Annotated in this window: 21 protein-coding genes; 19 read left to right on the forward strand and 2 right to left on the reverse strand. The window is 74.6% G+C overall.

The genetic code is table 11. The features are described 5' to 3' along the window. Positions 1 to 38 precede the first annotated feature (38 nt). Genes EEW87_RS00405 through EEW87_RS00425 form a run of 5 tightly spaced genes read left to right on the forward strand, consistent with a single transcriptional unit; the run spans position 39 to position 5,881 of the window. Positions 39 to 1,130, forward strand: a complete 1,092-nt coding sequence (locus EEW87_RS00405) for a glycosyltransferase family 2 protein (protein ID WP_225212872.1) — start codon at positions 39 to 41, stop codon at positions 1,128 to 1,130. A gap of 3 nt (positions 1,131 to 1,133) precedes the next feature. Next, complete coding sequence (locus tag EEW87_RS00410) at positions 1,134 to 3,050, forward strand: glycosyltransferase family 4 protein (protein WP_205473755.1); 1,917 nt, start codon at positions 1,134 to 1,136, stop codon at positions 3,048 to 3,050. After that, positions 3,047 to 4,081 carry a lysylphosphatidylglycerol synthase domain-containing protein gene (locus EEW87_RS00415; protein ID WP_123091111.1) on the forward strand — a complete coding sequence of 345 codons (1,035 nt, stop codon included), beginning with the start codon at positions 3,047 to 3,049 and terminating at the stop codon, positions 4,079 to 4,081. The genes EEW87_RS00410 and EEW87_RS00415 overlap by 4 nt, the downstream gene beginning before the upstream one ends. Beyond that, a complete protein-coding gene (locus EEW87_RS00420; protein WP_123091110.1) occupies positions 4,074 to 4,961 on the forward strand; it encodes a methyltransferase domain-containing protein in 888 nt (295 codons plus the stop codon). The genes EEW87_RS00415 and EEW87_RS00420 overlap by 8 nt, the downstream gene beginning before the upstream one ends. A gap of 2 nt (positions 4,962 to 4,963) precedes the next feature. Continuing rightward, positions 4,964 to 5,881 (forward strand): DNA-3-methyladenine glycosylase family protein, encoded by a 918-nt coding sequence (locus EEW87_RS00425; protein WP_163562352.1) that lies wholly within the window; start codon positions 4,964 to 4,966, stop codon positions 5,879 to 5,881. A gap of 118 nt (positions 5,882 to 5,999) precedes the next feature. Here EEW87_RS00425 and EEW87_RS00430 read toward each other — a convergent pair whose 3' ends face one another. Continuing rightward, on the reverse strand, positions 6,000 to 6,899 hold the full coding sequence (locus EEW87_RS00430) for a 2-phospho-L-lactate transferase CofD family protein (RefSeq protein WP_123091109.1): 900 nt from the start codon (positions 6,897 to 6,899) through the stop codon (positions 6,000 to 6,002). Positions 6,900 to 7,162: 263 nt separating this feature from the next. On the opposite strand from EEW87_RS00430, the gene EEW87_RS00435 reads away from it, so the two are divergent. From EEW87_RS00435 to EEW87_RS00445, 3 genes are all read left to right on the forward strand, one after another. Continuing rightward, a complete protein-coding gene (locus EEW87_RS00435) occupies positions 7,163 to 7,429 on the forward strand; it encodes a WhiB family transcriptional regulator (RefSeq protein WP_068273506.1) in 267 nt (88 codons plus the stop codon). Positions 7,430 to 7,544: 115 nt separating this feature from the next. Next, positions 7,545 to 10,529, forward strand: coding sequence for a glycosyltransferase (locus EEW87_RS00440; RefSeq protein WP_123091108.1), 2,985 nt, complete (start codon positions 7,545 to 7,547; stop codon positions 10,527 to 10,529). Beyond that, complete coding sequence (locus EEW87_RS00445) at positions 10,526 to 11,959, forward strand: DUF5719 family protein (protein WP_123091107.1); 1,434 nt, start codon at positions 10,526 to 10,528, stop codon at positions 11,957 to 11,959. The genes EEW87_RS00440 and EEW87_RS00445 overlap by 4 nt, the downstream gene beginning before the upstream one ends. 7 nt (positions 11,960 to 11,966) lie before the next feature. Here EEW87_RS00445 and EEW87_RS00450 read toward each other — a convergent pair whose 3' ends face one another. Beyond that, the gene (locus EEW87_RS00450; protein ID WP_224766748.1) at positions 11,967 to 12,368 is read right to left on the reverse strand and encodes a metallopeptidase family protein; all 402 of its coding nucleotides are present in this window, start codon (positions 12,366 to 12,368) and stop codon (positions 11,967 to 11,969) included. A 102-nt stretch (positions 12,369 to 12,470) separates the two neighbouring features. Between EEW87_RS00450 and EEW87_RS00455 the strand changes: the two genes are divergently transcribed. The 11 genes from EEW87_RS00455 (at position 12,471) to EEW87_RS00505 (ending at position 24,627) form a co-directional block, all read left to right on the forward strand. Continuing rightward, a complete protein-coding gene (locus EEW87_RS00455) occupies positions 12,471 to 12,878 on the forward strand; it encodes a DUF3499 domain-containing protein (RefSeq protein ID WP_123091106.1) in 408 nt (135 codons plus the stop codon). 43 nt (positions 12,879 to 12,921) lie between these two features. Further along, entirely contained in the window at positions 12,922 to 14,352 is a 1,431-nt protein-coding gene (locus tag EEW87_RS00460) for a phosphomannomutase/phosphoglucomutase (protein ID WP_123091105.1), read from the forward strand. Positions 14,353 to 14,397: 45 nt separating this feature from the next. Beyond that, the gene (locus EEW87_RS00465; RefSeq protein WP_068273517.1) at positions 14,398 to 14,598 is read left to right on the forward strand and encodes a Trm112 family protein; all 201 of its coding nucleotides are present in this window, start codon (positions 14,398 to 14,400) and stop codon (positions 14,596 to 14,598) included. A gap of 10 nt (positions 14,599 to 14,608) precedes the next feature. Further along, positions 14,609 to 15,784, forward strand: a complete 1,176-nt coding sequence (locus tag EEW87_RS00470) for an SIS domain-containing protein (RefSeq protein WP_123091104.1) — start codon at positions 14,609 to 14,611, stop codon at positions 15,782 to 15,784. Further along, positions 15,785 to 17,206, forward strand: a complete 1,422-nt coding sequence (locus tag EEW87_RS00475) for a mycothione reductase (protein WP_123091103.1) — start codon at positions 15,785 to 15,787, stop codon at positions 17,204 to 17,206. Positions 17,207 to 17,300: 94 nt separating this feature from the next. Next, entirely contained in the window at positions 17,301 to 18,296 is a 996-nt protein-coding gene (locus EEW87_RS00480) for a DUF808 domain-containing protein (RefSeq protein WP_123091102.1), read from the forward strand. 158 nt (positions 18,297 to 18,454) lie between these two features. Continuing rightward, positions 18,455 to 18,580, forward strand: a complete 126-nt coding sequence (locus tag EEW87_RS17240; protein ID WP_404811536.1) for a hypothetical protein — start codon at positions 18,455 to 18,457, stop codon at positions 18,578 to 18,580. Positions 18,581 to 18,890: 310 nt separating this feature from the next. After that, positions 18,891 to 20,324, forward strand: coding sequence for an adenosylhomocysteinase (gene ahcY, locus EEW87_RS00490; RefSeq protein ID WP_123091100.1), 1,434 nt, complete (start codon positions 18,891 to 18,893; stop codon positions 20,322 to 20,324). A 132-nt stretch (positions 20,325 to 20,456) separates the two neighbouring features. Further along, positions 20,457 to 21,134 (forward strand): MtrAB system response regulator MtrA, encoded by a 678-nt coding sequence (gene mtrA, locus EEW87_RS00495; protein WP_068273529.1) that lies wholly within the window; start codon positions 20,457 to 20,459, stop codon positions 21,132 to 21,134. A gap of 2 nt (positions 21,135 to 21,136) precedes the next feature. Continuing rightward, positions 21,137 to 22,837, forward strand: coding sequence for an MtrAB system histidine kinase MtrB (gene mtrB, locus EEW87_RS00500; protein ID WP_123091099.1), 1,701 nt, complete (start codon positions 21,137 to 21,139; stop codon positions 22,835 to 22,837). Beyond that, positions 22,834 to 24,627, forward strand: a complete 1,794-nt coding sequence (locus EEW87_RS00505; protein ID WP_123091098.1) for an LpqB family beta-propeller domain-containing protein — start codon at positions 22,834 to 22,836, stop codon at positions 24,625 to 24,627. Before mtrB ends, EEW87_RS00505 begins: the two co-directional genes overlap by 4 nt. Positions 24,628 to 24,740 lie beyond the last annotated feature (113 nt).

The following is a 24,740-nucleotide window of genomic DNA, read 5'->3' on the forward strand; positions in this document are numbered from 1 at the left end:
GGCCCGCCGACCCGGCGGGCGATACCCTCGCTCACGAGATGAGCGAGCACATGCAGGGCCCCGGGCCCACCCCCGTCCCGTCGTCCGACCCGACCGTCCCGGTCCCGCAGCCGGGGCGCAGCGGTGCCGTGCGCGACGACGGGGACCACGTCGTCACGCCGGCCGTCGCCGGTCACCCCGGTCGGCGCAACCCCGTCGTCGAGCACGTCGGGGCCGGCGAGCCGGTCGAGCGCGAGCCGGGCGACCCGCTCGTCACCGTCGTCCTGCCCTGCTACAACGAGGCCGAGCACGTCATGCTCGAGATCGAGCGGATCAGCCGCGTCCTCGACGAGAGCGGGCTGAGCTACGAGCTGCTGTGCATCGACGACGCGTCGACGGACGACACCCTCGAGGTGCTCACCGCCGCGGCCGTGGACTACCCGGCCATCCGCATCCTCGCCTTCCGCCGCAACGGCGGCTCGGGCACCGCGCGTCGCATCGGCACCCAGCAGGCCCGCGGCGAGATCGTCGTGTGGACCGACGCCGACATGACCTACGAGAACGAGCGCATCCCCGAGCTCGTCCAGGTGCTCCTCGACGACCCGTCCTACGACCAGGTCGTCGGCGCGCGCACCACCGAGGAGGGCACCCACAAGTGGGCGCGCGTCCCGGCGAAGTTCGTCATCCGCAAGATCGCCGAGTGGCTCTCGCGCCAGCGGATCCCGGACCTCAACTCCGGTCTGCGGGCGATCCGCCGCTCCGTCGCGCTGCCCTACCTGCGCCTGCTGCCCCCCGGCTTCTCGTGCGTCACGACGATCACGCTGGCCTTCCTCATGAACCAGCACGACATCAAGTACGTCTACACGTCGTACGCGAAGCGGGCCGGCACCTCGAAGTTCAAGTTCTTCAAGGACGCCTACCGCTACATCCTCCAGGTGCTGCGCATGGTCATGTACTTCGACCCGCTGCGGGTGCTCATGCCGCCCGCGCTGTGGCTCGTGCTCATCGGCGGGCTCAAGCTCGTCGTCGACATGGTGCGCCACCCCTTCTACGTCCCGGCGAGCACGATCCTGCTCGTCGTGAGCGGCATCCTCATCGGGTCCCTCGCGCTCATGGCCGACCTGCTCGTCCGCTCGCGCGACGCGGTCTAGCCCGTGAGCGACCAGGCGCGCCTGCGGGTCGCCGTCGTCGGGCCGACCCACCCGTACAAGGGCGGGGTCGCCAGCCACACGACGACGCTCGCCCACGAGCTGAGCGACGCCGGGCACGACGTCCGGCTCGTCTCGTGGCGGCACCTGTACCCGAGCTTCCTCTACCCGGGGGAGCAGTCGGTCCCCGCGGGCGGGGCGCCCGACGTCGAGCCCTTCCCGGGCACCGAGCACTCGCTGTCGTGGGCGCGCCCGGACACGCTCGTGCGGGCCGGTCGAGCGCTGCGCGACGTCGACGTCGTCGTCGTCGTCCACGTCATCCCGCCGGTCGTGCCGCTCCACCTGCTGCTCCTGCGGGCGGCGGGCGCCGGGCGCACGTCGAGCACGGGTCGCGGCCCGCGCAGCGTCGTCATCTGCCACAACGTGCTGCCGCACGAGCCGCACCCCGGCGACGCCGCGATCATGCGCGGGCTCTTCGCCCGGGTCGACGCGGTCGTCGTGCACTCCGGCGAGCAGGCGCGGCTCGCGCGCGAGCTCGGCGCCTCGCACGTCGTCGTCTCCGAGCTGCCCCCGCACCTGCCCGGGGGAGCGCCCGTCGAGCGGCCCGCCCACCGGGGCCCGGCCCGCATCCTCGCCCTGGGGCTGGTGCGCGGCTACAAGGGCATCGACGTCCTCATGCGCGCGATGACCCGGGTGCCGGGCGTGAGCCTCACCGTCGCCGGGGAGATGTGGGGCGACGCGGGCGCACAGATCCGTGAGCTCGCGCAGGACCCCCGGCTCGCCGGGCGGGTCGAGATCCACGGCGGGTACGTGCCCGCCGAGCGGATCGCGCCCCTGCTCGCCGACCACGACGTCCTCGCCCTGACCTACCGCAGCGCGACCGCCTCGCAGAACGTCCTGCTTGCTCACCAGCACGGGCTGCCTGCGCTCGCCTCGCGGGTGGGGACCTTCGCCGAGCAGGTCCGCGACGACGTCGACGGGCTGCTCGTCGCGCCCGACGACGAGGACGCGCTCGTCACCGCTCTCGAGCGCCTCGCCGACCCCGACGAGGTCGAGCGGCTGCGTGCAGGGGTCCGCCCGCCGGACCTCTCCGGCCCGTGGGCCCGCTACGTCGGCACCCTCGAGGCGGTCGCCGCCGACGGCGCCGTCGCGATCCCCGACGCCTCCGACGGGCCGGACGAGGCACCCTCGGCCGCCCCCTTCGCCCGTCGCCTCGGCGCGGTGCGCGACCTCGCCCGGGCGGCCCGGCGCCGGCGGGAGCCGCGCCTGGACCTGCGCGACCGCGACCTGCCCGACTGGGTGCGCCCCACCGACGTGCTCGGCGTCGACGACGAGGCCGAGGCGGCCCACGAGCTCGCGGGCTCGCTCGGCCTGCCCGGCCGCGGCGACCGGATCGCCGGCTGGGCCGCGCTCGGCGCGGTGTCGGCGCTGCTGTCCGTCGGCGGCGACACCGCCCGCTCCGCGACGGTCCTCGACTTCTCCGGGCCCAGGTCCCCCTTCGCCCGGTGGGCCCGATCGCTCGGCTACGCACCGGTCGAGGTCGAGCTGTCCGGCGGGCGCTCGCCCTTCGACCTGCTCGACCTCGACACGGCCAGCCTCGACGTCATCACCGCCCTGCACCCCGGTGGGGCCGCGGCCGGTGACGTCGACGAGCTCGTCACCGTCGCGTCGTGGGCGCTGCGCGCCCGAGGGATCCTCGTGCTCACCCTCGCGGTCGGCGGCTCCGACGACGACGCGGTCGGGCCCGCCGACCTGCGCGGCGTCATCGCCCGGGCCGACGACGCCGGTCTCGCGCTCGTCGGCGACCTCGACGGCGATCTCACCGCGCGGCTGCGCCGGGCCGCCGACGTCGCCGCGGGCACCTCGGGCCGCGACGCCGAGGACGCCTACGCCGTCGTCCGGCTGACCCTGCGCCGCCGATGAGCGAGCCCGTCGCGCCCGAGCCGGGTGCTCCCGAAGCGGCCGCGCCCGTCACCGAGCCGCCCCCGCCCACCACCCGGTCGACCCGCAAGCGCGTCGTCGACGCCGTGCGCGTCGCCTTCCTCGCCCTCGTCCTCCTCGCGGTCGGGTACGCCCTGACCCGGGGTTGGGACGACGTCTCCGCGTCCTTCCGACGGATCGGCGCCGGGTCGCTCGCGCTCGGGCTCGTCCTCGCCCTCGTGTCGCCCGCCCTCACCGTGCTCGGCTGGCGGGTGCTCCTCGCCGACCTCGGCTCCCGGCTGCACCTCGCCCCGGCGAGCGGCGTCTTCTTCGTCGGCCAGCTCGGCAAGTACCTGCCCGGCTCGGTGTGGTCGGTCGTCGCCCAGGCCGACATGGCCCGGCGGCTCGGGGTCCCGCGCCGTCGCACCGCGGTCGTCGGGCTCATCACCATCGCGCTGTCGGCGCTGTGCGGCATCGTCGTCGGTCTGCCCGCGCTGCCGGCGCTGCTGACCCGTGGCCAGGCCAACCTGCCGACGTGGTTCCTCGTCCTCGTCGTCGGCGGGCTGCTCGTCGCGCTGTGGCCCCCGGTGCTCAACCGGGCGATCGCCCTGCTCTTCCGCCTCCTGCGCCGCGAGCCGCTCGAGCACGACCTCTCGCTCGCCGCGGTCGCGCTGTCGACGATGTGGTTCACGCTGTCGTGGCTCGCCGGTGGCGCGTCGATCTGGGTCATGGCGACCTCGCTCGCCGACGCCGGCGCCGACCCCGGTCACCTCGCGCTCGTGAGCATCTGCGGCTACCTCCTCGCCGCGGGCATCGGCATGTTCTCCTTCGTCGTGCCCGCCGGTGTCGGCGTGCGCGACGGGGTCCTCGTCGTCCTCCTCGCGACGTCGATGCCGGTCGCCGCGGCGACCGCCGTCGTCGTCGTGGCACGCTTCTACAGCGTCGTCGCCGACGTCGCCTGGGCCGGCATCGGCTGGCTCTGGGCACGTGCGCACCACCTCCTGCCCGACTCGAAGGTTGATACCCATGTCTGACGTCCACCCCGACCGACCCACCGGCACCCCTGCCGCGGAGCCGACCGGCCAGGTGGCCGCACCTCCCGGAGGTCGTCTGCTCGCCGTCGCCAAGCGCGGTGCCGAGCTCGCGCTGTGGGGCCGCGTCGCGGGGCAGCGCCGGCTCGAGGGCCGGCGCGGGGTCGGCGGCGGACGCCCGGCGCCGACCTCGGTGGCGCCGACGGCGGTGCTCGGCGACAAGGCGACGTGGGAGCGCGCGACGGCCGAGGCCCGCTCGCTGCGCCTGCCGCTGCACCGCGACCTGCCGAAGAACTGGGACGCCCTTGGCGCCGTCGGCGCGATCCTCTCGCTCGTCGACGACGGCTCGCGCCGGGCGCGCATCATGGACGCGGGCAGCGCCCGGTACTCGCCGGTCCTGCCCTGGCTGCGCCTCTACGGCTTCGGCGAGCAGCCGGAGTCCCTCCTCGGCATCAACCTCGAGTTCGGCGACGTCGTCACCCGCGACGGCGTGGTCTTCCGCTACGGCGACGTCACGGCGACGGGGCTCGCGGACGGGGCGCTCGACGCGATCACGTGCATGTCGGTCATCGAGCACGGGGTCCCCGTCGAGGGCTTCCTCGCCGAGTCCGCCCGGGTGCTGCGCCCCGGCGGCGTCCTCGTCCTGTCCACCGACTACGACCAGAGCCCGCCGGACACGACCGGCAAGCACATCTACGGCTCGCAGGTGCACATCTTCTCGCCGGAGGAGATCCGCGAGCTCGTCGCGACCGCCCGCCGTCACGGCCTCGAGCTCGTCGGCGAGCTGAGCGACGAGCTCCTCGCGCACGACGAGCGGCCCGTGCACTGGACCCGGGTCGACCTCGACTACACCTTCGTCCTCCTGACCTTCCGCAAGATCTGAGCATGACCGCGACCCGGCGCCACCAGCCGCCGGGGCTGGACGCCCCGGTGTCGCTGGACCGCGTGCTCGGGCCCTTCCGCCGGGGCGCCGGCGACCCGACCTCGCGCCGGGTCGGGCGCGACTGGTGGCTCGCCTGGACGACTCCCGACGGCCCCGTCGGGGCTCACCTCGTGCCCGGTGACGAGGTCACCGCTCACGCGTGGGGCGCCGGTGCGCAGTGGTTCCTCGACGCGCTGCCCGACCTGCTCGGCGGGCGCGACGACCCCACGGGCTTCGAGCCCCACCACGATCTCGTCGCCGCCGGCTGGCCGTCGTGGTCGGGCTACCGCGTGCCCGCGTCGCGGCTGGTCTTCCAGGTCTTCGTGCCCGCCGTCATCGAGCAGCGGGTCACCGGTCGCGAGGCCTTCTCGTCCTACCGCCAGCTCGTCACGCGCTTCGGCGAGCCGGCGCCGGGGCCGGCGGGGGAGCAGGGCATGATCTGCCCGCCGACGGCGTCGGGGTGGGGGAACGTGCCGTCGTGGGCCTGGCTGCAGGCCGGGGTCGAGGGCGCGCGCAGCCGGGTCGTCGTCAACGCCGCGAAGGTCGCCGGCCGGCTCGAGGAGTGCGCCGAGCTCGACCGGGACGCCGCGACCCGCCGGCTCCGGGCGCTGCCCGGCGTCGGGGTCTGGACGACCGCCGAGGTCGCCCAGCGCGCCCTCGGCGACGCCGACGCCGTGTCCTTCGGCGACTACCACCTCGCCCGCAACGTCACGTGGTCGCTCACCGGTCGGATCGGCGACGACGCCGAGCTCGCCGAGCTCGTCGCGCCCTACGCCGGGCACCGCTTCCGCGCCTGCCGGATCATCAGCGCCGTCGGGGGAGCACCCCCGCGCCGCGGCCCCCGCCGCTCGCTGCCGACCCACCTCCCGACCCGCTTCTGATCCCCCTTCGCGCCGGGTGCGGTGAGCTCGGGAAGGAAGCTTCGACCTCGGGCAAGAACCGTTCCTTCCCGAGGTCGCACTTTCCCGCCCTGGGCGGGAAAGCTGAGGCGGGGCGCGTTCAGAGGAGGGAGAGGACCTCGTCGGCGAGGGCGAAGGCGTCCGAGGCGGCGGTGGGGACGACGCGCAGCGCGCGGGCGTAGCCCGTCTCGGGCACCGGGGTGACCCAGACGTCGGCGATGTCGCGGTAGATGCCGGCGGCGGCCGGCCCGGTCGCGGGCAGCCCGGCGACCTCGAGACCGACGAGCGTGGTGCCGGGGCCCAGGCGCGGGTCGAGCACGACGACGTCGGCCGAGGTGCCGCGCAGCGCGTCGGACATGCCGGGCACCCCGAGCACCGGGCCGACCTGCAGGACGGGGTCGCCCGGGGCGACGACGACGGCGTCGGCGGAGCGCACGGCGTCGAGCACGCCCGGCGCCGCAGGGGCCCGGTCGAGGCCGGCGACGACGACACGGGCTGGGGTCGGCTGCCCGCCCAGCCCCTCGCGCCACTCGCGCACGTGGACGGCGCTCTGGGGCGCCTCGCCGTCCGGCACGTCGAGGACGACGTGGGTCTCGACGGGCACGTCGGTCACCGGGCGCACCCGGACGCGGTCGGGCAGACCCGCGGCCTCGCAGAGACGGGCGAGGACCTCGCTCGGCGTCGCACCCCGGGCCAGCCACGCGCTGCGGGCCAGGTGGGTCGCCACGGCGGTGTCGGGCAGCTCGAGCCAGCCCGGACCCGACCCGGTCTCTCGCAGGCCGTCCTGCACGGTCGTGCCGACGGGCTCGGGACGACCCGCGAGCGCGTCGAGGACCGCGTCGCTCGTCGCGCTGACCCGCAGGCCGAGCGCGGTGACGTCCTCGGCGGTCGCGACGACGACGTCGACCGCGGTGCTCTCGTCGCGCGCGAGGAGACCCTCGACGAGGGCGGCGACGACCGGTGCGCTGGTGGGCGAGGGGGCGATGACGACGACGTGCATGGGTCCAGTCTCTCCCGACGCGCGGGGCGCCCAGTACCACGTCGCAGCACTGCACAGGGCCCTGGAGACCGGCTGTCCGCGCGGATCGACCCTATCCGTGCCGCAGACCCTGGACAGGGGGACCGTATAACCCCTTCGGCTTGACTAATCGTGGATGACACGCGTGTAATTTCGGTGATGTCTTTCTGCTTGCGAGCAGGTCGTGGACATCGCACGCGCGAGATCGCGTGGGTCGAGGTGCGATATGTCGAGGAGGGATCCGGATGCACGACCTGCTGATGCTCAACCCGATCCAGGACGACGAGGCCGAGGAGATGTCCTGGCAGGAGCGCTCCCTGTGCGCTCAGACGGATCCCGAGGCCTTCTTCCCGGAGAAGGGCGGGTCCACCCGCGAGGCGAAGAAGGTGTGCGTCGGGTGCGAGGTGCGCCAGGAGTGCCTCGAGTACGCCCTGGCCAACGACGAGCGCTTCGGCATCTGGGGCGGTCTGTCCGAGCGTGAGCGTCGCAAGCTCAAGAAGCGCGCCGTCTGACGCGCTCCTCGTGACACCGGCACCACCCCAGCACGCGCCCGAGACCACCGCGGCCCCCTCCCGCCGCGCTCCTGAGGCGCCCCCTGCCGTCGCGACCGTCCTGCTCGCACGGTCCGTGGACGACGCCGCAGAGACCGTCACGGCCCTCCTGGCCCAGTCGCACCTCGGCGACGCCCCCGGGGCCGCCGACCGTCAGCAGCACACGGTGCTCCTCGTCGACGCCAGCCCCTCAGGGCTCGACGTCGACGCCGTCCTCGCCCCGGTGCGCGAGGCCGGGCTGCCCGCCCTGTCCACCCGGCTCGACCCCCGGCGTGGTCTGCGGCGCTCGCTGCCCGAGCTCGTCGAGAGCCTGCCGACCCACGCCGACCGCCGTGACCTCGTGTGGGTCCTCACGAGCCGCTGCCGGCCCCGCCCCGACGCCCTCCACGCGCTCGTCGCCGCCGTCAGCCGCGGGGTGGTCATGGCGACGCCGAAGGTCGTCGACGTCGCCGACGAGGGTGTCCTCGTGCGCCAGGGCCTGCAGGTGACCCGGGCCGGGCGCCTCGTCCCGACACCCGTGTGCGGCGAGCGCGACCAGGGCCAGCACGACGACTCCGTCGACGTGCTCGCGGGCCCCCTCGAAGGTCTGCTCCTCGACCGCGACGAGTACCTCGCGCTCGGCGGTCACGACCCCGCCCTCGGCGACCTCGGGGGCGATCTCGACCTCGGCTGGCGGGCCCAGCGGTGCGGGCACCGCGTCGTCGCCGTCCCGACCGCCGTCCTCGCCGTCCGCCCGTGGCCGGTCGAGCGCCGGCCGGGGCTGCGCCACCGCGCCCAGGCCCGCCGCGTCGCCCTGGCTCGCGGCCCGCTGTGGGCGGCACCCGTCCGGGCGCTCGGCGGTGCGCTGCTCGCGCTGCTCACCTCGCTCGCCCTGCTGCTGCTCAAGCGCCCCGGGCTCGCCCGGGAGGAGCTCGCGCTCGTGCGCGGCTCGCTCGACCCCCGCACCCTCACCTCGCTGCGGCGCCGCGGCGGGCGCGCCACCGTCGACCGGCGCGAGCTCGCGACCCTCTTCGTGCCGACCGCCCAGGCCCGCCAGCGCCTGGTCGACGACATCCGCGGTCATCACCCCGGCGCCGGCGTCGACGCCCCCGCGTCCGGTGCCGAGGCCACCGGGGTGCTGCGCAGCCCGGTGCCCCTCCTGCTCCTCACCGCGGTCGCGATGTCTGCCTGGGCCGGTCGGCAGATCACCGGTGAGCTGCGCCACCGCTTCGACGCGGGGCTCGTCGGCGGAGAGCTGCTCGGCGGCCGGGCGACCTCGGGGTCCCTCCTCGCGAGCTGGCGCGACGCGTGGTCCGGTGCCGGCGCGGGGTCGGACGTCGAGCGCAGCCCGGCGGTGCTGCTGCTGGCGGCGGCCAGCTGGGTCGTCGAGCACGTCCCCGGCGGCGGTGACGCCGACTCGCCCGCAGGCGTCGCGCTCAGCCTCTTCGTCCTCGCCGCGCTGCCCCTGGGTGCTGTCGTCGCCTACCGCAGCGCCCGCGTCGTCACGTCCGCCCGGTGGGTGCGCGCCCTGCTCGCCCTCGGGTGGATCAGCACCCCCGCCGCCGCGGCCGCCGCGGGCGAGGGCCGGGTCGGCCCGCTGCTCGCCGTCGTCCTGCTGCCGCGGGTCGCCGCCGGTCTCGTCCGGGCCGCCCGCCGTGGCCCGGGGATCAGCGACGCCGTGCGCACCGCGCTGTGGGCCGCCGTCCTCGGCTCTCTCGTGCCCGCCCTCGCCGTGCCGGTGCTCCTCGTCGGCGTCGCCCTGCTCCTCCTCGGCCGACCGGGCCGGCGCGGGCGCGGCGTCGTCCTCCTCGCGCTCCCGCTCCTGCTCGCCGGCCCCTGGCTGCTCTCCCTGCGCGCCGAGCCCGAGCGGCTGCTCGCCGGCTGGGGGGCCACCGCCCGTGGTCCCCTCCCGGAGGCCTGGCGGCTCGCCGCCGCGGCGCCCGGGGGCCCCGGCGAGATCCCGCTGTGGTGGTACCTGCCCGTGGCCCTCCTCGCGCTGCTCGGTCTCCTGCTCGCCCGAGGCCCGGTGCCCTGGGCGGCCGGTCTCGTCGTCGTCCTCGGGGCGGCCGCCGCGGTCGGATCCCCCTTCGTCGTCCTCGGCGAGGTCCCGGCCGGGCTGGCGGACGCGGGCGCCGAGGTGCACCCGTGGCCGGGCGTCGGCGGGCTGATCGTCGCGCTCGGGGTGCTCTCGCTGGCCGGGCTCGGCCTCGCGGCCCTGCCGGCCGCGACCTCACGCGCCCGTCGCGCCCTGCAGGTGCTGCCCGTGCTCGTCCTCGCCGGCGGGGTGGTCGGCAGCGCGGCGCTCGTGGCCGACACCGGCTTCGGCGACGAGCTGACGACCTGGCGCGACGACCGGCCGCAGATCGCCGTCGACGCCGCCGAGGGCCCGCTCGCCGGCCGGACCCTCTCGCTCGGCCGCACCGACGACGGCGCGATCACCTACCGCCTCGTCGGCCGTGAGGCACCCGATCTCGTCCGTGACCTGCCGGCACCCCTCGTCGACGAGGGGCTGAGCGACGACGTCGCGGCGCTGCTCGGTGTAGGGCCGTCCGGTCGCACCCCGGTCGACGCCGCGCTCGGGGCGTGGGGCGTGGGGTTCGTGACGATGCACGACCCCTCGAGCGACGACCAGGTCGCCGTCGACGCCACCCCCGGTCTGCGCCGGCTGTCGACGAGTGCCGGCACGACGACGTGGTCCGTGCGCCCGGAGTCGACCGGGTCGACGACGCCCTCGCGGGTGCGCTACGTCGGGGGAGCCGACGGCGCGCGCAACCTCGTCGGGCTGCGCGACCACAGCGAGAGCACCGGGGGCCTGCGAGTACCCGGCCAGGGCCGGGTCGTCGTCGGCGAGCCCATCGGCTGGACCGAGCACGCGGTCGTCACCGGCGACGGCGCGCCGCTCGTCCTCGACACCCGCAGCAGCGTGCCCACCTACGCCGTGCCCGCTGGCACCCGTGAGGTCGAGATCGACGTGCGCACCGGGCACGCGGCCTGGAAGTGGCTCGTCCTCGGCTCGCTCGTCGTCGGTCTCTACCTCGCCCTGCCCACGGAGCGCCGACCCGACCCGCAGGAGGAGCAGTGAAGCCGCTGCGGCTCGTCCTCGTCGCCGTCCTTGCCGGCGGCACCGTCGCCGGTGCCCAGGCCGCCACCCGCCCGGAGCCCACGGGCCCGTCGGGGGCCGCGCCGCGCGCGAGCGTGCCGGCCACGCAGGCCGAGCTCGTCTGCCCGGGCTCGCCGCTGGCCGGGGTCGACGGCGTCGAGGACGTGCGCACGTCGGGTGTCGTCGCCGGTCAGGTCGCCCCCGACGACCTCGTGCGCCGGCTCGTGCGCCCGCCGGACGAGCAGGGCCGTCTCCAGGTGAGCCCGCTCGGCGGCGGCGAGGCCGACCGACCCGTCGAGCGAGACCGCGTCGCCCGGGGCGGGTCCCTCGCCCAGGGGGCGACGATCACCGGCACGGGCGACCACGCCCCGGGTCTCGTCGGCGCGGAGGAGGTCGTCGCGTCGAACGACCAGGTGCGCGGTGCGAGCACCGCGCCGTGCGTGGTGACGAACGCCGACCAGTGGCTCGTCGCGGGCGGCTCCGGAGCGGGCCGTCAGGAGCGCCTCCTCGTGAGCAACCCGGGCGAGAACCCCGTCTCCGTCGACGTCACCGGTCTCGGCGAGCGACGCATGCAGACCCCGCCGGCCGGCCAGGACGTCACCGTGCCGCCGCGCTCGCGGGTCGCGCTGCTCCTCGACGGCATCACCGGGGCGAGCGCCTCGCAGGTCGTCCGCGTCCGCGCGACCGGCGGGCCCGTCGCCGCCTGGGTGGTCGACCACTGGGTCGACGGCCTCGAGCCGCGCGGTCTCGAGGTCGTGCCCGCGACCGGCGGTCCGAGCCGTGAGCACGTCCTCGGCGCCATCTCGAAGGGGGAGTCGGCCCGCGTCGTCGTCGGCGCCCCCGGCAGCCGGGACGCCGTCGTCAAGGTGCGTGCCGTCGGCTCCGACCGCGCCCGCTCGGTCGCGGTGGCGACCGTGCCCGCCGGCACCAGCCGCAGCGTCGACGTCGACGTCGAGAGCGGCGTCGTCGCCTACACCGTCACCTCTGACGAGCCGGTCGTCGCCGCGGCCGAGGTCGTCGGCTCCGCGTCGCGCACGGGCGGCCAGGACATGTCGTGGAGCACCGCGACCCCGGCCGTGCGCGACCTCGTCGGAGCAGTGGTGCCGAACGCCGTCGCGGGGCTGCCGCGCCACGTCCAGCTCACCGCGCCGTCCGGCGCCGCCGAGGCCGAGGTCGTCAGCGTGTACGCCGGCGAGGCGACGACGAGGACGGTCTCGCTCGAGCGCGACCGCAGCACGGTCGTGCCGCTCGAGGACGTCGACGCCGTCTGGGTGCGGCGGGTCTCCGGCGACGTGCACGCGTCGCTGCTGACGAAGGGGGAGACCGGGCCCGGGACCCCCGTGCTCTCGGTGACGCCGCTGCTGCGCGCCCGGGTGGCCGACCGCACCGTCGAGGTGCTGCCCGTCCCGTGAGCCCGGCTCAGCCGAGCTCGGGGTCGATGTCCTCGACGTCGACGCCCAGCAGCTCGGCGAGCTGACGGGCCACGACGAGCTCGACGACGCTGGCCAGGTCGCCCTCGCGCGCGGCGAGGGTCTCGACCGGACGGCGGTAGACGACGACCCGGTGCGGGTGCGCGCCCTCGGCGGGGAAGATCCGGGCCAGCGCGGGGCCGTCCTCCCACGGTGCGGGGTCGGTCGGGGGCACGTCCGCGACGGCCAGCTCGACGTCCGCCCACCGGGCGCCGAGGACCCCTTCGTAGCGCTGCGCGCAGTCGAGGACGAGCTCGTCGAAGGCGACGGCCCGGCTCACCATGGCCGGGACCGCCGGCCACGCGAGGGGTCCGCGTCGCCCACGACCGCGTCGGTCCCTGCCCGTGCTCACCGGGCCACCCTAGGTCGCCACGGCGCCCCCGGGGAGGTCCCGCGCCGGGTGCTCCCGGCGCGCCGCCCACGGCTGTCGCCGCCGTGGCCTACATTGACCGGCGTGAGTGTCTCCCGTCTGTGCTCCCGAGCCGCCTGCTCCCTCCCGGCGACGGCGACCCTCACCTACGTGTACGCGGACTCGACCGCCGTGCTCGGACCGCTCGCGACCTACGCCGAGCCGCACGCTTACGACCTGTGCACCGATCACGCCGCCCGGCTCACCGCACCGCGCGGGTGGGACGTCGTGCGCCTGGACTCCGGCGCCCCGGCCCCCGACTCGCACGACGACCTCGTCGCCATCGCCGAGGCCGTGCGCCGTCGGCCTGGCGCTGCGCCGTCGTCGCGCGGCCCCGTCGCCGCCTCCGTACCCGCCACCGCCCGCCCGACCTCGCAGGCGAGCGAGCAGGCGAGCGGTCTGCGCGAGACCGGCCGTCGCGGTCACCTGCGGGTCCTGCGCGACCAGGGCTGAGGCGCGTGCCGGAGGCGCTCCGGCCGCCGTCTAGGCTGTCGACGTGAGCATCGACCTGCGGGCCTTCGTCAAGGCCTACGACGTCCGGGGCACGGTGCCCGACCAGCTGAACGTCGACGTCGTGTGGGCGCTGGGCGCGGCCTTCGCCGAGGTCGTCGCGCAGGCCGAGGGTGCGTCCACGGTGGTCGTCGGCCACGACATGCGGCCCTCCTCGCCCGAGCTCGTCGAGGCCCTCGCCGCCGGCATCACCGCCCGCGGGGTCGACGTCGTCCTCATCGGCCTGGCGAGCACCGACGGCCTCTACTACGCCAGCGGCGCGCTCGACATGCCCGGCGCGATGTTCACCGCGAGCCACAACCCGGCCCGCTACAACGGCATCAAGCTGTGCCGCGCGGGCGCCCGCCCCGTCGGCCAGGACAGCGGTCTCGACCGCATCCGCGAGGTCGCCCAGGGGCACCTCGACGCCGGCCGGTCCGGCTTCGACGGCCCGCACGGCCGCGTGAGCCACCGCGACGTGCTCGCCGACTACGCCGGCTTCCTGCGCTCGCTCGTCGACCTGTCCGGGTCCCGCCCGCTCCACGTCGTCGTCGACGCGGCGAACGGCATGGGCGGGCTCACCGTGCCCGCCGTCCTGGGCACCGCGGCGGGGCTGCCCGAGCTGCCCCTGCGCGTCGAGGAGATGTACTTCGAGCTCGACGGCACCTTCCCCAACCACGAGGCCAACCCGCTCGAGCCGAAGAACCTCGTCGACCTGCAGGCCGCTGTGCGCGAGCACGGCGCCGACATCGGCATCGCCTTCGACGGCGACGCCGACCGGTGCTTCGTCGTCGACGAGCGCGGCGAGCCGGTCTCGCCGAGCGCCATCACGGCGATGATCGCCGCGCGCGAGATCGCCCGTGAGGTCGCCGCCGGCCGCTCCGCCGCCGACGTGCGCGTCGTGCACAACGCGATCACCTCGGCGGCCGTGCCCGAGATCATCGCCGAGCACGGCGCCCAGCCCGTGCGCGGTCGGGTCGGGCACTCCTTCGTCAAGGCGCAGATGAGCGAGCACGACGCGGTCTTCGGGGGCGAGCACTCGGCTCACTACTACTTCCGCGACTTCTTCTTCGCCGACACCGGCATGCTCGCGGCGATGCACGTCCTCGCCGCCCTCGGCGAGACGCCGGCCCCGCTGAGCGAGGTCATGGCGCCCTACGACCGCTACCCGGCCTCGGGCGAGATCAACTCGACCGTCGACGACGCGGCCGCGGTCGCCGCTGACGTGCGCGCCTGGGTCGAGCAGCGCAGCACGGTCGAGATCGACGAGCTCGACGGCATGACGGTCACCCACCGCGAGGACGACGGCGAGCCGATGTGGTGGTTCAACCTGCGCCCGAGCAACACCGAGCCGCTGCTGAGGCTCAACGTCGAGGCCGCCGACGAGGCGACCATGACCCAGATCCGTGACGAGGTCCTGGCCCGCGTCCGGGCCTGACCTGCGGCGGGGCGAGCGCCCCGACCGACGAAGGGAGCACGACCCATGAGCACCACCATCGAGCCCTGGCTGCGCGAGATCCTGCGCTGCCCCGCCTGCCGCAGCGAGCTGCGCGACGAGCAGGGGCCTGCCGGGCCCGAGCTCGTCTGCGTCGACCCGACGTGCGGCCTGGCCTACCGGGTCGAGGACGGCATCCCCGTGCTGCTCGTCGACGAGGCCCGCCGACCCGGGACCGACGGCTCCTAGGCCCCCGGCCGTGCACCCCTTCGACGAGACCCTCCTCGACGACCCCGGTCGTCGTGACGAGGTGGACCGCACGGACTACCTGCGCTCGCTCGCCGGGGCAGGTGCGCTCGTGCGCGAGGTCACCGGTCGTGTCGACGGCGACCTCGCCGAGCCGCTGCGGCGTCTCGCGGCCGACCGTCCGCGCGCCGTGCACGTCGTCGCCGTCGGGGGCACCCGGCTGGCTGCCGACCTCGCCTGCTCGCTGACCCGGCACTCCGGTGTCCTCGTGACGACGGGTGCGGGCAGCGCCCTGCCCGGCTGGATCGGCCCGCTCGACCTCGTCGTCGCGATCTCGCTGAGCGGCGCGGCAGACGGACCTGTCGCCCAGGCCTACGAGGCCGCCCGCCGCGGCGCGAGCGTGCTCACCGTCGGTGCGCCGGGCGGCCCGCTCGCCGACGCCGCCGCCCGAGCCCGCGGCGTGCACGTCGAGGTCACCGGCCGCAGCGACCACACTCATCGGGTCGCCCGCTCGCGCACCGCCGCCTGGGCCGCCGCCGTGCCCGTGCTGCGCGCCCTCCAGCTGGCCGGTCTGCTCGAGGCGGGGGCCACCCCCTTCGACGAGCTCGCCGACACCCTCGACGAGGTCGCCGAGCGCGCGCGCCCGGACGCGGAGTACTTCGTCAACCCGGCCAAGACCCTCGCGCTCGACCTCGCGGACCGCTCGCCGCTCGTCCTCGCCGACGGGCCGGTGACCTCCGTCGCCGCCTCCCGGGCGGCCGCGATGCTCCACCGCACCTCACGGGTGCCGGCCTCCTGGGGCCGGCTGCCCGACGACGCGGGTGAGATCGTCGCCTGCCTGTCCGGGCCGGCCGCGGGCTCGCCCGACGGGTCCGGCGGAGGGGTCTTCGCCGACCCCTACCTCGATGGTGCTGCCCCGGCCCGCCCGCTGGCCCTGGTGCTCCTGCGCGAGCCCGAGGGCGTCGAGGCCGAGGGCGTCGACCACAGCCTCACCCGCTCGGTGCGCCGGGCGGCGGAGCGCAGCGGGGTCCGGGTCGTCGAGCAGCACGCCCGCCCTGGCGCCGACCTCGTGCGGGTCGCCTCGCTGGCGGCGATGCTCGACCTCGCCACCGCCTACATCGCGCTCGGTCACGGGCTCGACCCAGGCCGGGTGCCCGGTCTGGACGACATCACAGGAGAGAGGGCCTGAATGCCCCACCACGACATCGTCATCATCGGGTCAGGGTCGGGCAACTCGCTCGTCACGCCCGAGCTCGCCGACGCCGACATCGCGATCATCGAGGGCGCACCGTGGTTCGGCGGGACCTGCCTCAACGTCGGCTGCATCCCGACGAAGATGTTCGTCCTGCCCGCCGACCGTGCGATCGACGCGCAGACGGGGGAGCGTCTCGGGGTGCGCACGCGCTTCGACGGCGCCGACTGGCCGGCGATCCGTGACCGGGTCTTCGGGCGGATCGACCCCATCGCCGCCGCGGGCGAGGCCTACCGCCGCGACGGGGAGCGCACGACCCTCTACCGCGGGCACGCGCGCTTCGTCGGGCCGCGGCGCCTCGTCGTCGACCTGCCCGAGGGGGCCGTCGAGGTCACCGCCGACCAGGTCGTCATCGCCGCCGGGTCGCACGCCTTCGTGCCGCCGGAGATCGCGCAGAGCGACGTCGAGACCCACACCTCGGACACGATCATGCGTCTCGAGGAGCTCCCCGAGCGCCTGCTCGTCGTCGGCGGCGGGTACATCGCGCTCGAGATGGCCCACGTCTTCGAGGCCTTCGGGTCGGCCGTCACCCTCGCGGTGCGTGGCGAGGACCTGCTGCGTGAGGCCGACGACGTCGTGCGCGCCGTCGTCACCGCCGCTGCGCGTGAGCGCTACGACGTGCGCACGGGGGTGAGCGTCACCGCGCTGCGGCGCGAGGACGACGGCATCCACGCCACCCTCACCGACGGCGCCGAGGTCGTCGTCGACGAGGTACTCGTCGCGACCGGCCGCCGCCCGAGCACCGACGACCTCGGCGCCGAGCTCGCCGGTGTCGACCTGCGCCAGGACGGCCGGGTCGTCGTCGACGAGCACGGCCGCACGACGGCCGAGGGCGTGTGGGCGCTCGGCGACGTCTCGTCGCCGTACATGCTCAAGCACGTCGCCAACCACGAGGCCCGGGTCGTCGCGCACAACCTCGCCCACCCCGAGGACCTCCACTGCTTCATCCACGACGCCGTGCCGTACGCCGTCTTCACCCACCCGCAGGTCGCCTCGGTCGGGATGACGACGCAGGAGGCGCGCGACGCGGGTCACGACGTCGTCGTCAAGGTCCAGGAGTACGGCTCGACCGCGTACGGGTGGGCCCTCGAGGACCGGACCAGCCGATGCGTGCTCGTCGGCGACCGCCGCACGGGGGCGCTGCTCGGCGGGCACGTCGTGGGGCCGCAGGCCTCGAGCCTCATCCAGCCGGTCGTGCAGACCCTCGCGCTCGGCAGCTCGCTGCTCGACCTCGCCCGTGGGCAGTACTGGATCCACCCGGCGCTCACCGAGGTCGTCGAGAACGCCGCGCTCGGGCTGCTCGAGACGATGCAGACCGAGGACCCGGAGAGCATCGCCTCCGCGCAGACCCCGGGCTGATCCCCCTTCGGCAGTACCCTGCGAGCGTGCTCACGGACCCGCTCGTCATCGCGCCCCTCTCGCCGGCCCGCCGGCTGACCCCGGGGGCGCGGCGATGAGCGGCGGCCTCTTCGCCCTGCTCGACGACATCGCGGCCCTCGCCCGTCTCGCCGCGGCGAGTGTCGACGACGTCGCGGCGGCGGCCGGCCGTGCCTCGGCGAAGTCGGCCGGCGTCGTCGTCGACGACACGGCGGTCACCCCGCAGTACCTCGAGGGCGTCGACCCCAGCCGCGAGCTGCCGATGATCAAGAAGATCGCCATCGGCTCGCTGCGCAACAAGATCCTCTTCATCCTCCCGGCGGCGCTGCTGCTCAGCCAGTTCGTGCCGTGGATCATCAGCCCGATCCTCATGCTCGGCGGCTCCTACCTCTGCTACGAGGGCGCCGAGAAGATCTGGGAGAAGGTCTCCGGGCACTCCGGCGGTCACGGCGACCCGGTCGCGGCGAAGGGGGAGGACGCGGCGGCCCAGGAGGCCGCGGTCACCTCGAACGCGATCCGCACCGACTTCATCCTCTCGGCCGAGATCATGATCATCGCGCTCAAGGAGGTCGCCTCCGAGGGCTTCGTCTCGCGCGCGGTGATCCTCACCGTCGTCGCGGTCGTCATCACCCTCGTCGTCTACGGCGTCGTTGCGCTCATCGTCAAGATGGACGACATCGGCCTGCGCCTGGCGAAGAACCCGAGCTCCGAGCGTCTCGGGCGCGGTCTCGTCGCCGCGATGCCGAAGGTCCTCGCCGCGATCTCGGTCATCGGCACCGTCGCGATGCTCTGGGTCGGCGGGCACATCATCCTCGTCGGGCTCGAGGAGTCGGGCTGGTGGGCGGCGCCCTACGAGTGGGTCCACCACCTCGAGGAGGCCGTCCACGAGGCGACGGGCGCGCTCGGCGGTGTGCTCGGCTGGCTGACCAACACCTTCTTCTCCTTCCTCCTCGGCGTCGCGTGGGGCGCGGTCATCGTCGCCGTCATGCACGTCCTGCCCTTCGGCAAGGGCAAGGGCGAGGACGCCGGCCACGACGCCCCCGCCGAGTCGAAGACTCCCCGCACGCACTGACGGCGGTCCGGCTCCCGCCGGCCACGTGGTTCGAAGAAGGATCGTCACCTCGAGGTGACGGTCCTTCTTCGAACCACGGCGAAGGGGGACCCCCCGTCGCCCGCTCCCTGCCGCCCGCAGGCGCCCGGACCCTCGTCGCCCGCCTCGACGGTCGGCCCGTGGGGTGGTGCACGACCGGATCGCCCCGCGACGAGGACGCACCTGCCCTGCTCGAGATGTGGTCGCTCTCCGTCGACCCGGCGCATCAGCGTCGCGGGGCCGCCACCCCGGGCTCGGTGCCGTAGAGCTGCGGATGGTGCGCTGACCCCCTTCGTCCGTCATCGGCCGCGCCGACAAAACCCTGCTGGCTGGGTCTTGATGAGCCAGCAGGGTCTCGAAAGGGTCCTCGCTTGCCGAAAGGCAGCCAGCAGGGTGTTGTCGGAGGGGTCGGGCGAAGGGGACCCCCCCCGTCGCCCGCTCACTCCCCCCTTCGCCCGCGGGCGGACGGGGCACCCCGTCGCCGGTCCTACACTGGAGGGGCCGGCGTGGGTGATGACCCGTGGAGTCCAGAGGGGCGCGCCGGGTCCGTGTACCCGACACCCAAGGAGCACACCCGTGTCCTTCGACTACAAGGTCGCCGACCTGGGCCTCGCCGAGGCCGGCCGCCACCAGATCCGTCTCGCCGAGCACGAGATGCCCGGCCTGATGAGCCTGCGCGAGGAGTACGGCGACAGCCAGCCCCTCACGGGCGCGCGCATCGCCGGCTCGCTGCACATGACCGTGCAGACCGCCGTGCTCATCGAGACGCTCACCGCGCTCGGCGCCGAGGTCCGCTGGGCCTCCTGCAACATCTACTCCACCCAGGACGAGGCCGCCGCGGCCGTCGTCGTCGGCCCGCACGGCACGGCCGACGACCCCCAGGGTGTGCCGGTCTTCGCCTGGAAGGGCGAGACCCTCGAGGAGTACTGGGACTGCACCGAGCAGATCCTCACCTGGCCCGGCGAGGGCGCGAACATGATCCTCGACGACGGCGGCGACGCCACGATGCTCGTCCACAAGGGTCGCGAGTGGGAGGCCGCCGGTCAGGTGCCCCCGACGACCGAGGACGACTCCGAGGAGTTCTCCGTCTTCAAGGCGCTCGTGCGCCGCACCCTCGAGCAGGACGCCCAGAAGTGGACCACCGTCGCCGGTGAGATCCAGGGCGTCACCGAGGAGACGACGACCGGCGTGCACCGCCTCTACGAGCTGGCCCGCGCCGGCGAGCTGCTCTTCCCGGCGATCAACGTCAACGACTCCGTGACGAAGTCGAAGTTCGACAACAAGTACGGCTGCCGCCACTCCGTCATCGACGGCCTCAACCGCGCCACCGACGTGCTCATAGCCGGCAAGGTCGCGGTGGTCTGCGGCTACGGCGACGTCGGCAAGGGCTGCGCCGAGGCGCTGCGCGGCCAGGGCGCCCGCGTCATCGTCACCGAGGTCGACCCCATCTGCGCGCTGCAGGCCGCGATGGAGGGCTACCAGGTCGCCCGTCTCGAGGACCTCCTCGAGACCGCCGACATCTACATCACGACGACCGGCAACTTCGACATCATCACTGCCGAGCACATGCAGAAGATGAAGAACAAGGCGATCGTCGCCAACATCGGCCACTTCGACAACGAGATCGACATCGCCGGGCTGGCGAAGGTCCCCGGCGTCGTCAAGACCGAGATCAAGGCGCAGGTCCACGAGTGGACCTTCGAGAGCGGCAGCTCGATCATCGTCCTGTCCGAGGGGCGCTTGTTCAACCTCGGCAACGCGACGGGCCACCCGAGCTTCGTCATGAGCAACTCCTTCGCGAACCAGACGATCGCGCAGATCGAGCTCTTCACGAAGCCGGGGGAGTACGACAAGCAGGTCTACGTGCTGCCCAAGCACCTCGACGAGAAGGTCGCGCGGCTGCACCTCGACGCCATCGGCGCCGAGCTCACCGAGCTGACCAAGGCCCAGGCCGAGTACATCGGCGTGGACGTCGCGGGCCCCTACAAGCCCGAGCACTACCGCTACTGAGCGCGAAGGGGGACCCCGCCGGGTCCCCCTTCGACGCCTCCGCCGACGGCGGGCCTGGGAGTCCCGGGCCCGCCGTTGTGCGACCATGGGGCCGACCCATACAGGTAGCAGGGACCCGTAGGAGGGACAGACGTGAAGGGACGTGTCCTCGTCGTCGACGACGACCAGGCGCTCGCCGAGATGCTCGGCATCGTGCTCCAGAAGGAAGGTCTCGAGGTCAGCCACGTCGCCGACGGGGCGAAGGCTGTCGAGGTCTTCCGCGACGTGCGTCCCGATCTCGTGCTGCTCGACGTCATGCTCCCCGGGATGGACGGCATCGAGATCTGCCGCCGCATCCGCCAGGAGTCCGGCGTCCCGATCGTCATGCTCACCGCGCGTACCGACACCGTCGACGTCGTCGTCGGTCTCGAGTCCGGTGCCGACGACTACGTCGTCAAGCCCTTCAAGCCCCAGGAGCTCATCGCCCGGCTGCGCGCCCGCCTGCGTCGCGGCGACGAGCCCGAGCCGGAGCGCCTGCAGATCGCCGACCTCGTCATCGACGTCGCCGGCCACTCCGTGCGCCGCGGCGAGACCCCGCTCTCGCTCACCCCGCTCGAGTTCGACCTCCTCGTCGCCCTCGCCCGCAAGCCGTGGCAGGTCTTCTCCCGCGAGGTCCTCCTCGAGCAGGTGTGGGGCTACCGGCACGCCGGTGACACCCGTCTGGTCAACGTCCACGTGCAGCGCCTGCGCAGCAAGATCGAGCAGGACCCCGAGAACCCGCAGATCGTCGTCACCGTCCGGGGCGTCGGCTACAAGGCGGGCCCGGCCTGACCATGGCCGGGGGTCTCCTCCCCGAGCCGCCGAGCCGTCCGGCGCTGCCGGTCCGAGCGGTCCGCCGGATCGTCGCCCTGTGGCGGCGCAGCCTCCAGCTGCGCGTCGTGACGACGACCGTCGTCCTCGGCATCATCACCGTCTCGCTCATCAGCGCGGCGATGTACCGCTCCATCGCCGAGGGGCTCATCGCCGACCGGGTGAGCGCCTCGCAGGCCCAGGCCCGTCAGCTCGCCGGGGACGCGCAGGAGACGCTCGACCAGACCGACCAGACGGAAACCCCGGCGAAGCTGTCGCAGGCGGTCAACGACATCGTCAACTCCACCCTCGCCCCGCCGGCCGACGACCGCTCGCGCTACTTCGTCTTCGCCCGCTCGCAGAACAACGACGAGCCCGGACCGGCGCTCGAGACGCGATTCATCAAGGGCAGCGGCGTCGACCTCAACGACATCCCGCCCGAGCTGCGCCAGGCCGTCGCCGCCGACCCGGAGCGCCAGCAGACGACGACGATCGACCTGCGCCGCGAGGGGCAGAGCGCGGGTGCGCTCACGGGGCTGTCGAGCGAGGAGACCATCCCCGCCGTCGTCGTCGGCTCGCAGATCACCGTGCCGACCGCCGGTGCCTACGACGTCTACCTCGTCTACCCGATGGAGCAGGAGGAGCGCACGCTCGCGACGATCACCCGCTCCTTCGTCCTCGGCGCGCTCTCGCTCGTCCTGCTCGTCTCGGCCGTCGCCTTCGTCGTCACCCGGCAGGTCGTCTCGCCGGTGCGTCGCGCGGCCGCGGTCTCCGAGCGCCTGTCCTCGGGCCACCTCAACGAGCGGATGAGCGCACGCGGCCACGACGACCTGGCCCAGCTCGGCCGCTCCTTCAACGACATGGCCGACAGCCTCCAGGCCCAGATCCGTCAGCTCGAGGGGCTTTCGCGCGTCCAGCAGCGCTTCGTCTCCGACGTCTCGCACGAGCTGCGCACCCCGCTGACGACGATCACCATGGCGGCCGACGTCCTCATGTCGAGCAAGGACGAGCTCGACCCCGTCGCGGCCCGCTCGGCCGAGCTGCTCGTCACCGAGCTCGAGCGCTTCGAGGCGCTGCTCGCCGACCTGCTCGAGATCAGCCGTCACGACGCCGGCGCCGCCGTGCTCGAGCTCGAGCCCACCGACATCTACGCCGTCGTCGACCGCGCCATCGCCTCTGCCGAGCCGATCGCCCGCGTGCGCGGGTCCGAGGTGGGCGTCGTGCGGACCGGCACGACGGCCATCGCCGAGGTCGACAGCCGTCGCATCGAGCGGATCCTGCGCAACCTCGTCGTCAACGCCGTCGAGCACGGCGAGGGCCGCCCGGTGACGGTGCACGTCGGCGAGAACGACGACTCGGTGAGCGTCGTCGTCGAGGACCACGGGGTCGGCCTGCGCGCCGGCGAGGCGTCGCTCGTCTTCAACCGCTTCTGGCGGGCCGACCCGGCCCGCGCCCGCACGACGGGCGGCACCGGGCTCGGGCTGGCGATCTCGCTCGAGGACGCCCGCCTCCACCACGGCTGGCTCCAGGCCTGGGGCGAGCCGGGCCAGGGCTCGCGCTTCCGCCTCACCCTGCCCAAGACCCCGGAGTCGCGCATCCAGACCGCCGCCCTCCCGCTCACCCCCACGGAGATGGCGGCGGACCCCTCGCCGCGTCTGGCGAGGAGCGAAGGGGGGACCTCGTGACCCCTGTCGAGCGGCCGGGCCTGCCCCGCCGGGCCGTCCTGCGCCTCGCGCTCGGCGCGGGCGGTGTCGGGGCGCTCACCGCGTGCGGTCTGTCGGTCGACGACACCGTGCGCCCGGGGCTCGAGGTCGACGCGGCCCAGGACCGCGAGGAGATCCAGTACCAGCCCGAGCCCCCGCGCGCGGGCATGACCCCGGCCGAGCTCGTCCAGGGCTTCCTGCTCGCCGGCGCGTCGACCGGCAGCGGGCTGTCGGTGGCCCGCAGCTATCTCACGCCCGAGGCGTCGAGCGCGTGGAACCCCGACGACGCGCAGACCATCGTGCAGGCCCAGGACCTGCCGCAGATCCGCTCCGAGGGCGACGGCACCATGCACGTGCAGACCCGTGTCGCCGCCCGCATCGACGCCGACGGCCGCTACTCGCTCGCCAAGGCCAGCGACGGCGCGATCGTGCGCTTCGGGGTGAGCCGGGTCGACGGGGAGTGGCGGATCTCGAAGGTCCAGCAGGACTTCGGGCGGCTGCTGCCCTCCTCGCGCGTCGACCAGATGTACCGGCGCTACCGCGTGCACTACGCGGCGATCGGGTGGAACAGGCTCGTGCCCGACCTGCGCTGGATCCCCAGCGACCAGGAGGCCACCCGTCTCGTGCGGGCCCAGCTCGGCGACGTGCCGGGCTACCTGGCCGGGGCGGTCCAGACCGACGCCGACGCGCGCCTCACCGTCGACGCGGTGCCGGTCATCGACGGCGTCGCCCAGGTCGACCTCAAGACCGACCTGTCGAGCGACCCGACGGTGCGCAAGAACTTCGCCGCCCAGCTCGTCGCCTCGCTCATGCAGCTGCCGGCCGTCACCCAGGTCGCCCTGAGCGTCGCCGGCTCCACCCTCGACCTGCCCGGCATCGAGCCGCCGCTCACGAGCCCGGCGCAGTTCGGCTTCGTCGAGGTGGGCTTGCCGGACGGCCAGTACGCGATCGTGCGCGAGGACGAGCGGGCCGTGCCCGTGCCGCTGCGGCAGGTGGGCGCAGCCACGGACACCGACGTCGCCGCCCGGGAGAGCCCCTTCTCTGAGGTGCCGACCCGCTGGGCCCGGCTCGCGGTGAGCCTCGACGGCAAGGAGATCGCCGGGGTCCGCGGCTCGGGCCTGGAGCTCGTGCGCTGGTTCGACGACAAGACCTCGGTGCCCGTCGAGCAGTTCGCCACCCACATGACCCGCCCCGTCTACGACGCGTCGGGGGTGCTGTGGGTCGCCGGGCGCGGCGAGCTCGACTCCTCGCGGCTGTGGGTCATCAACACCGCCGTCGACCCCTCCGAGCCCGACGCCGAGCCGGCGGAGGTGCCTGCGCCGTGGCTCACCGGCCGCCGGCCGATCGCGATCTCGGTGAGCCCGGACAGCACCTGCCTCGCCGCGATCTCGACCGACGACGGGGGTGGCGACGTGCAGATCCAGGTGAGCGGCATCGCCCGCCAGCCCAACGGCCTGCCGACGTCGACGGCGACCCAGTCGCTGCAGGTCGCGGCGTCGGTCGAGCAGGCGAGAGACCTCACGTGGATCACCCCGACGACGCTGGGCGTCCTGGGACGCCGGTCGACGGACAAGGCCGTGCGCCCGCTCATCGTCGAGGTCGGCGGCCAGATCGAGGCCCTCGCCGCGGTGACATCGGCCCGCTCGATCGCGACGACCGGTGGCGAGCGCGAGCTCTACGTGACGACCTCGTCGGGTCGCACGTACAGCCGGGTCGGGGCGAGCTGGAGCGCGCTCGGCGTCACCGGCACCGTCGTCGTCCCGTCGTCCTGACTCGCAGCATCCCCTGACCGCGGTACCCCCCACCACGGGTCCGTCCACAGGACCTCGCTGCGCCGAGCCGTCGTCCACACCGCCGTCGTCCGCTCCCGCGGCGGAGGAGCGCC

It is taken from the genome of Janibacter melonis (assembly GCF_003721155.3).
In the GTDB taxonomy this organism is placed as follows: domain Bacteria; phylum Actinomycetota; class Actinomycetes; order Actinomycetales; family Dermatophilaceae; genus Marihabitans; species Marihabitans melonis.

Bases quoted from the DNA above. Each gene is read 5' to 3' on its own strand.
- EEW87_RS00405 (WP_225212872.1), top strand. From the start codon at position 39: ATGAGCGAGCACATGCAGGGCCCCGGGCCCACCCCCGTCCCGTCGTCC.
- EEW87_RS00415 (WP_123091111.1), top strand. From the start codon at position 3,047: ATGAGCGAGCCCGTCGCGCCCGAGCCGGGTGCTCCCGAAGCGGCCGCG.
- EEW87_RS00420 (WP_123091110.1), top strand. From the start codon at position 4,074: ATGTCTGACGTCCACCCCGACCGACCCACCGGCACCCCTGCCGCGGAG.
- EEW87_RS00425 (WP_163562352.1), top strand. From the start codon at position 4,964: ATGACCGCGACCCGGCGCCACCAGCCGCCGGGGCTGGACGCCCCGGTG.
- EEW87_RS00430 (WP_123091109.1), bottom strand. From the start codon at position 6,899: ATGCACGTCGTCGTCATCGCCCCCTCGCCCACCAGCGCACCGGTCGTC.
- EEW87_RS00435 (WP_068273506.1), top strand. From the start codon at position 7,163: ATGCACGACCTGCTGATGCTCAACCCGATCCAGGACGACGAGGCCGAG.
- EEW87_RS00465 (WP_068273517.1), top strand. From the start codon at position 14,398: ATGAGCACCACCATCGAGCCCTGGCTGCGCGAGATCCTGCGCTGCCCC.
- EEW87_RS00475 (WP_123091103.1), top strand. From the start codon at position 15,785: ATGCCCCACCACGACATCGTCATCATCGGGTCAGGGTCGGGCAACTCG.
- EEW87_RS00480 (WP_123091102.1), top strand. From the start codon at position 17,301: ATGAGCGGCGGCCTCTTCGCCCTGCTCGACGACATCGCGGCCCTCGCC.
- mtrB (WP_123091099.1), top strand. From the start codon at position 21,137: ATGGCCGGGGGTCTCCTCCCCGAGCCGCCGAGCCGTCCGGCGCTGCCG.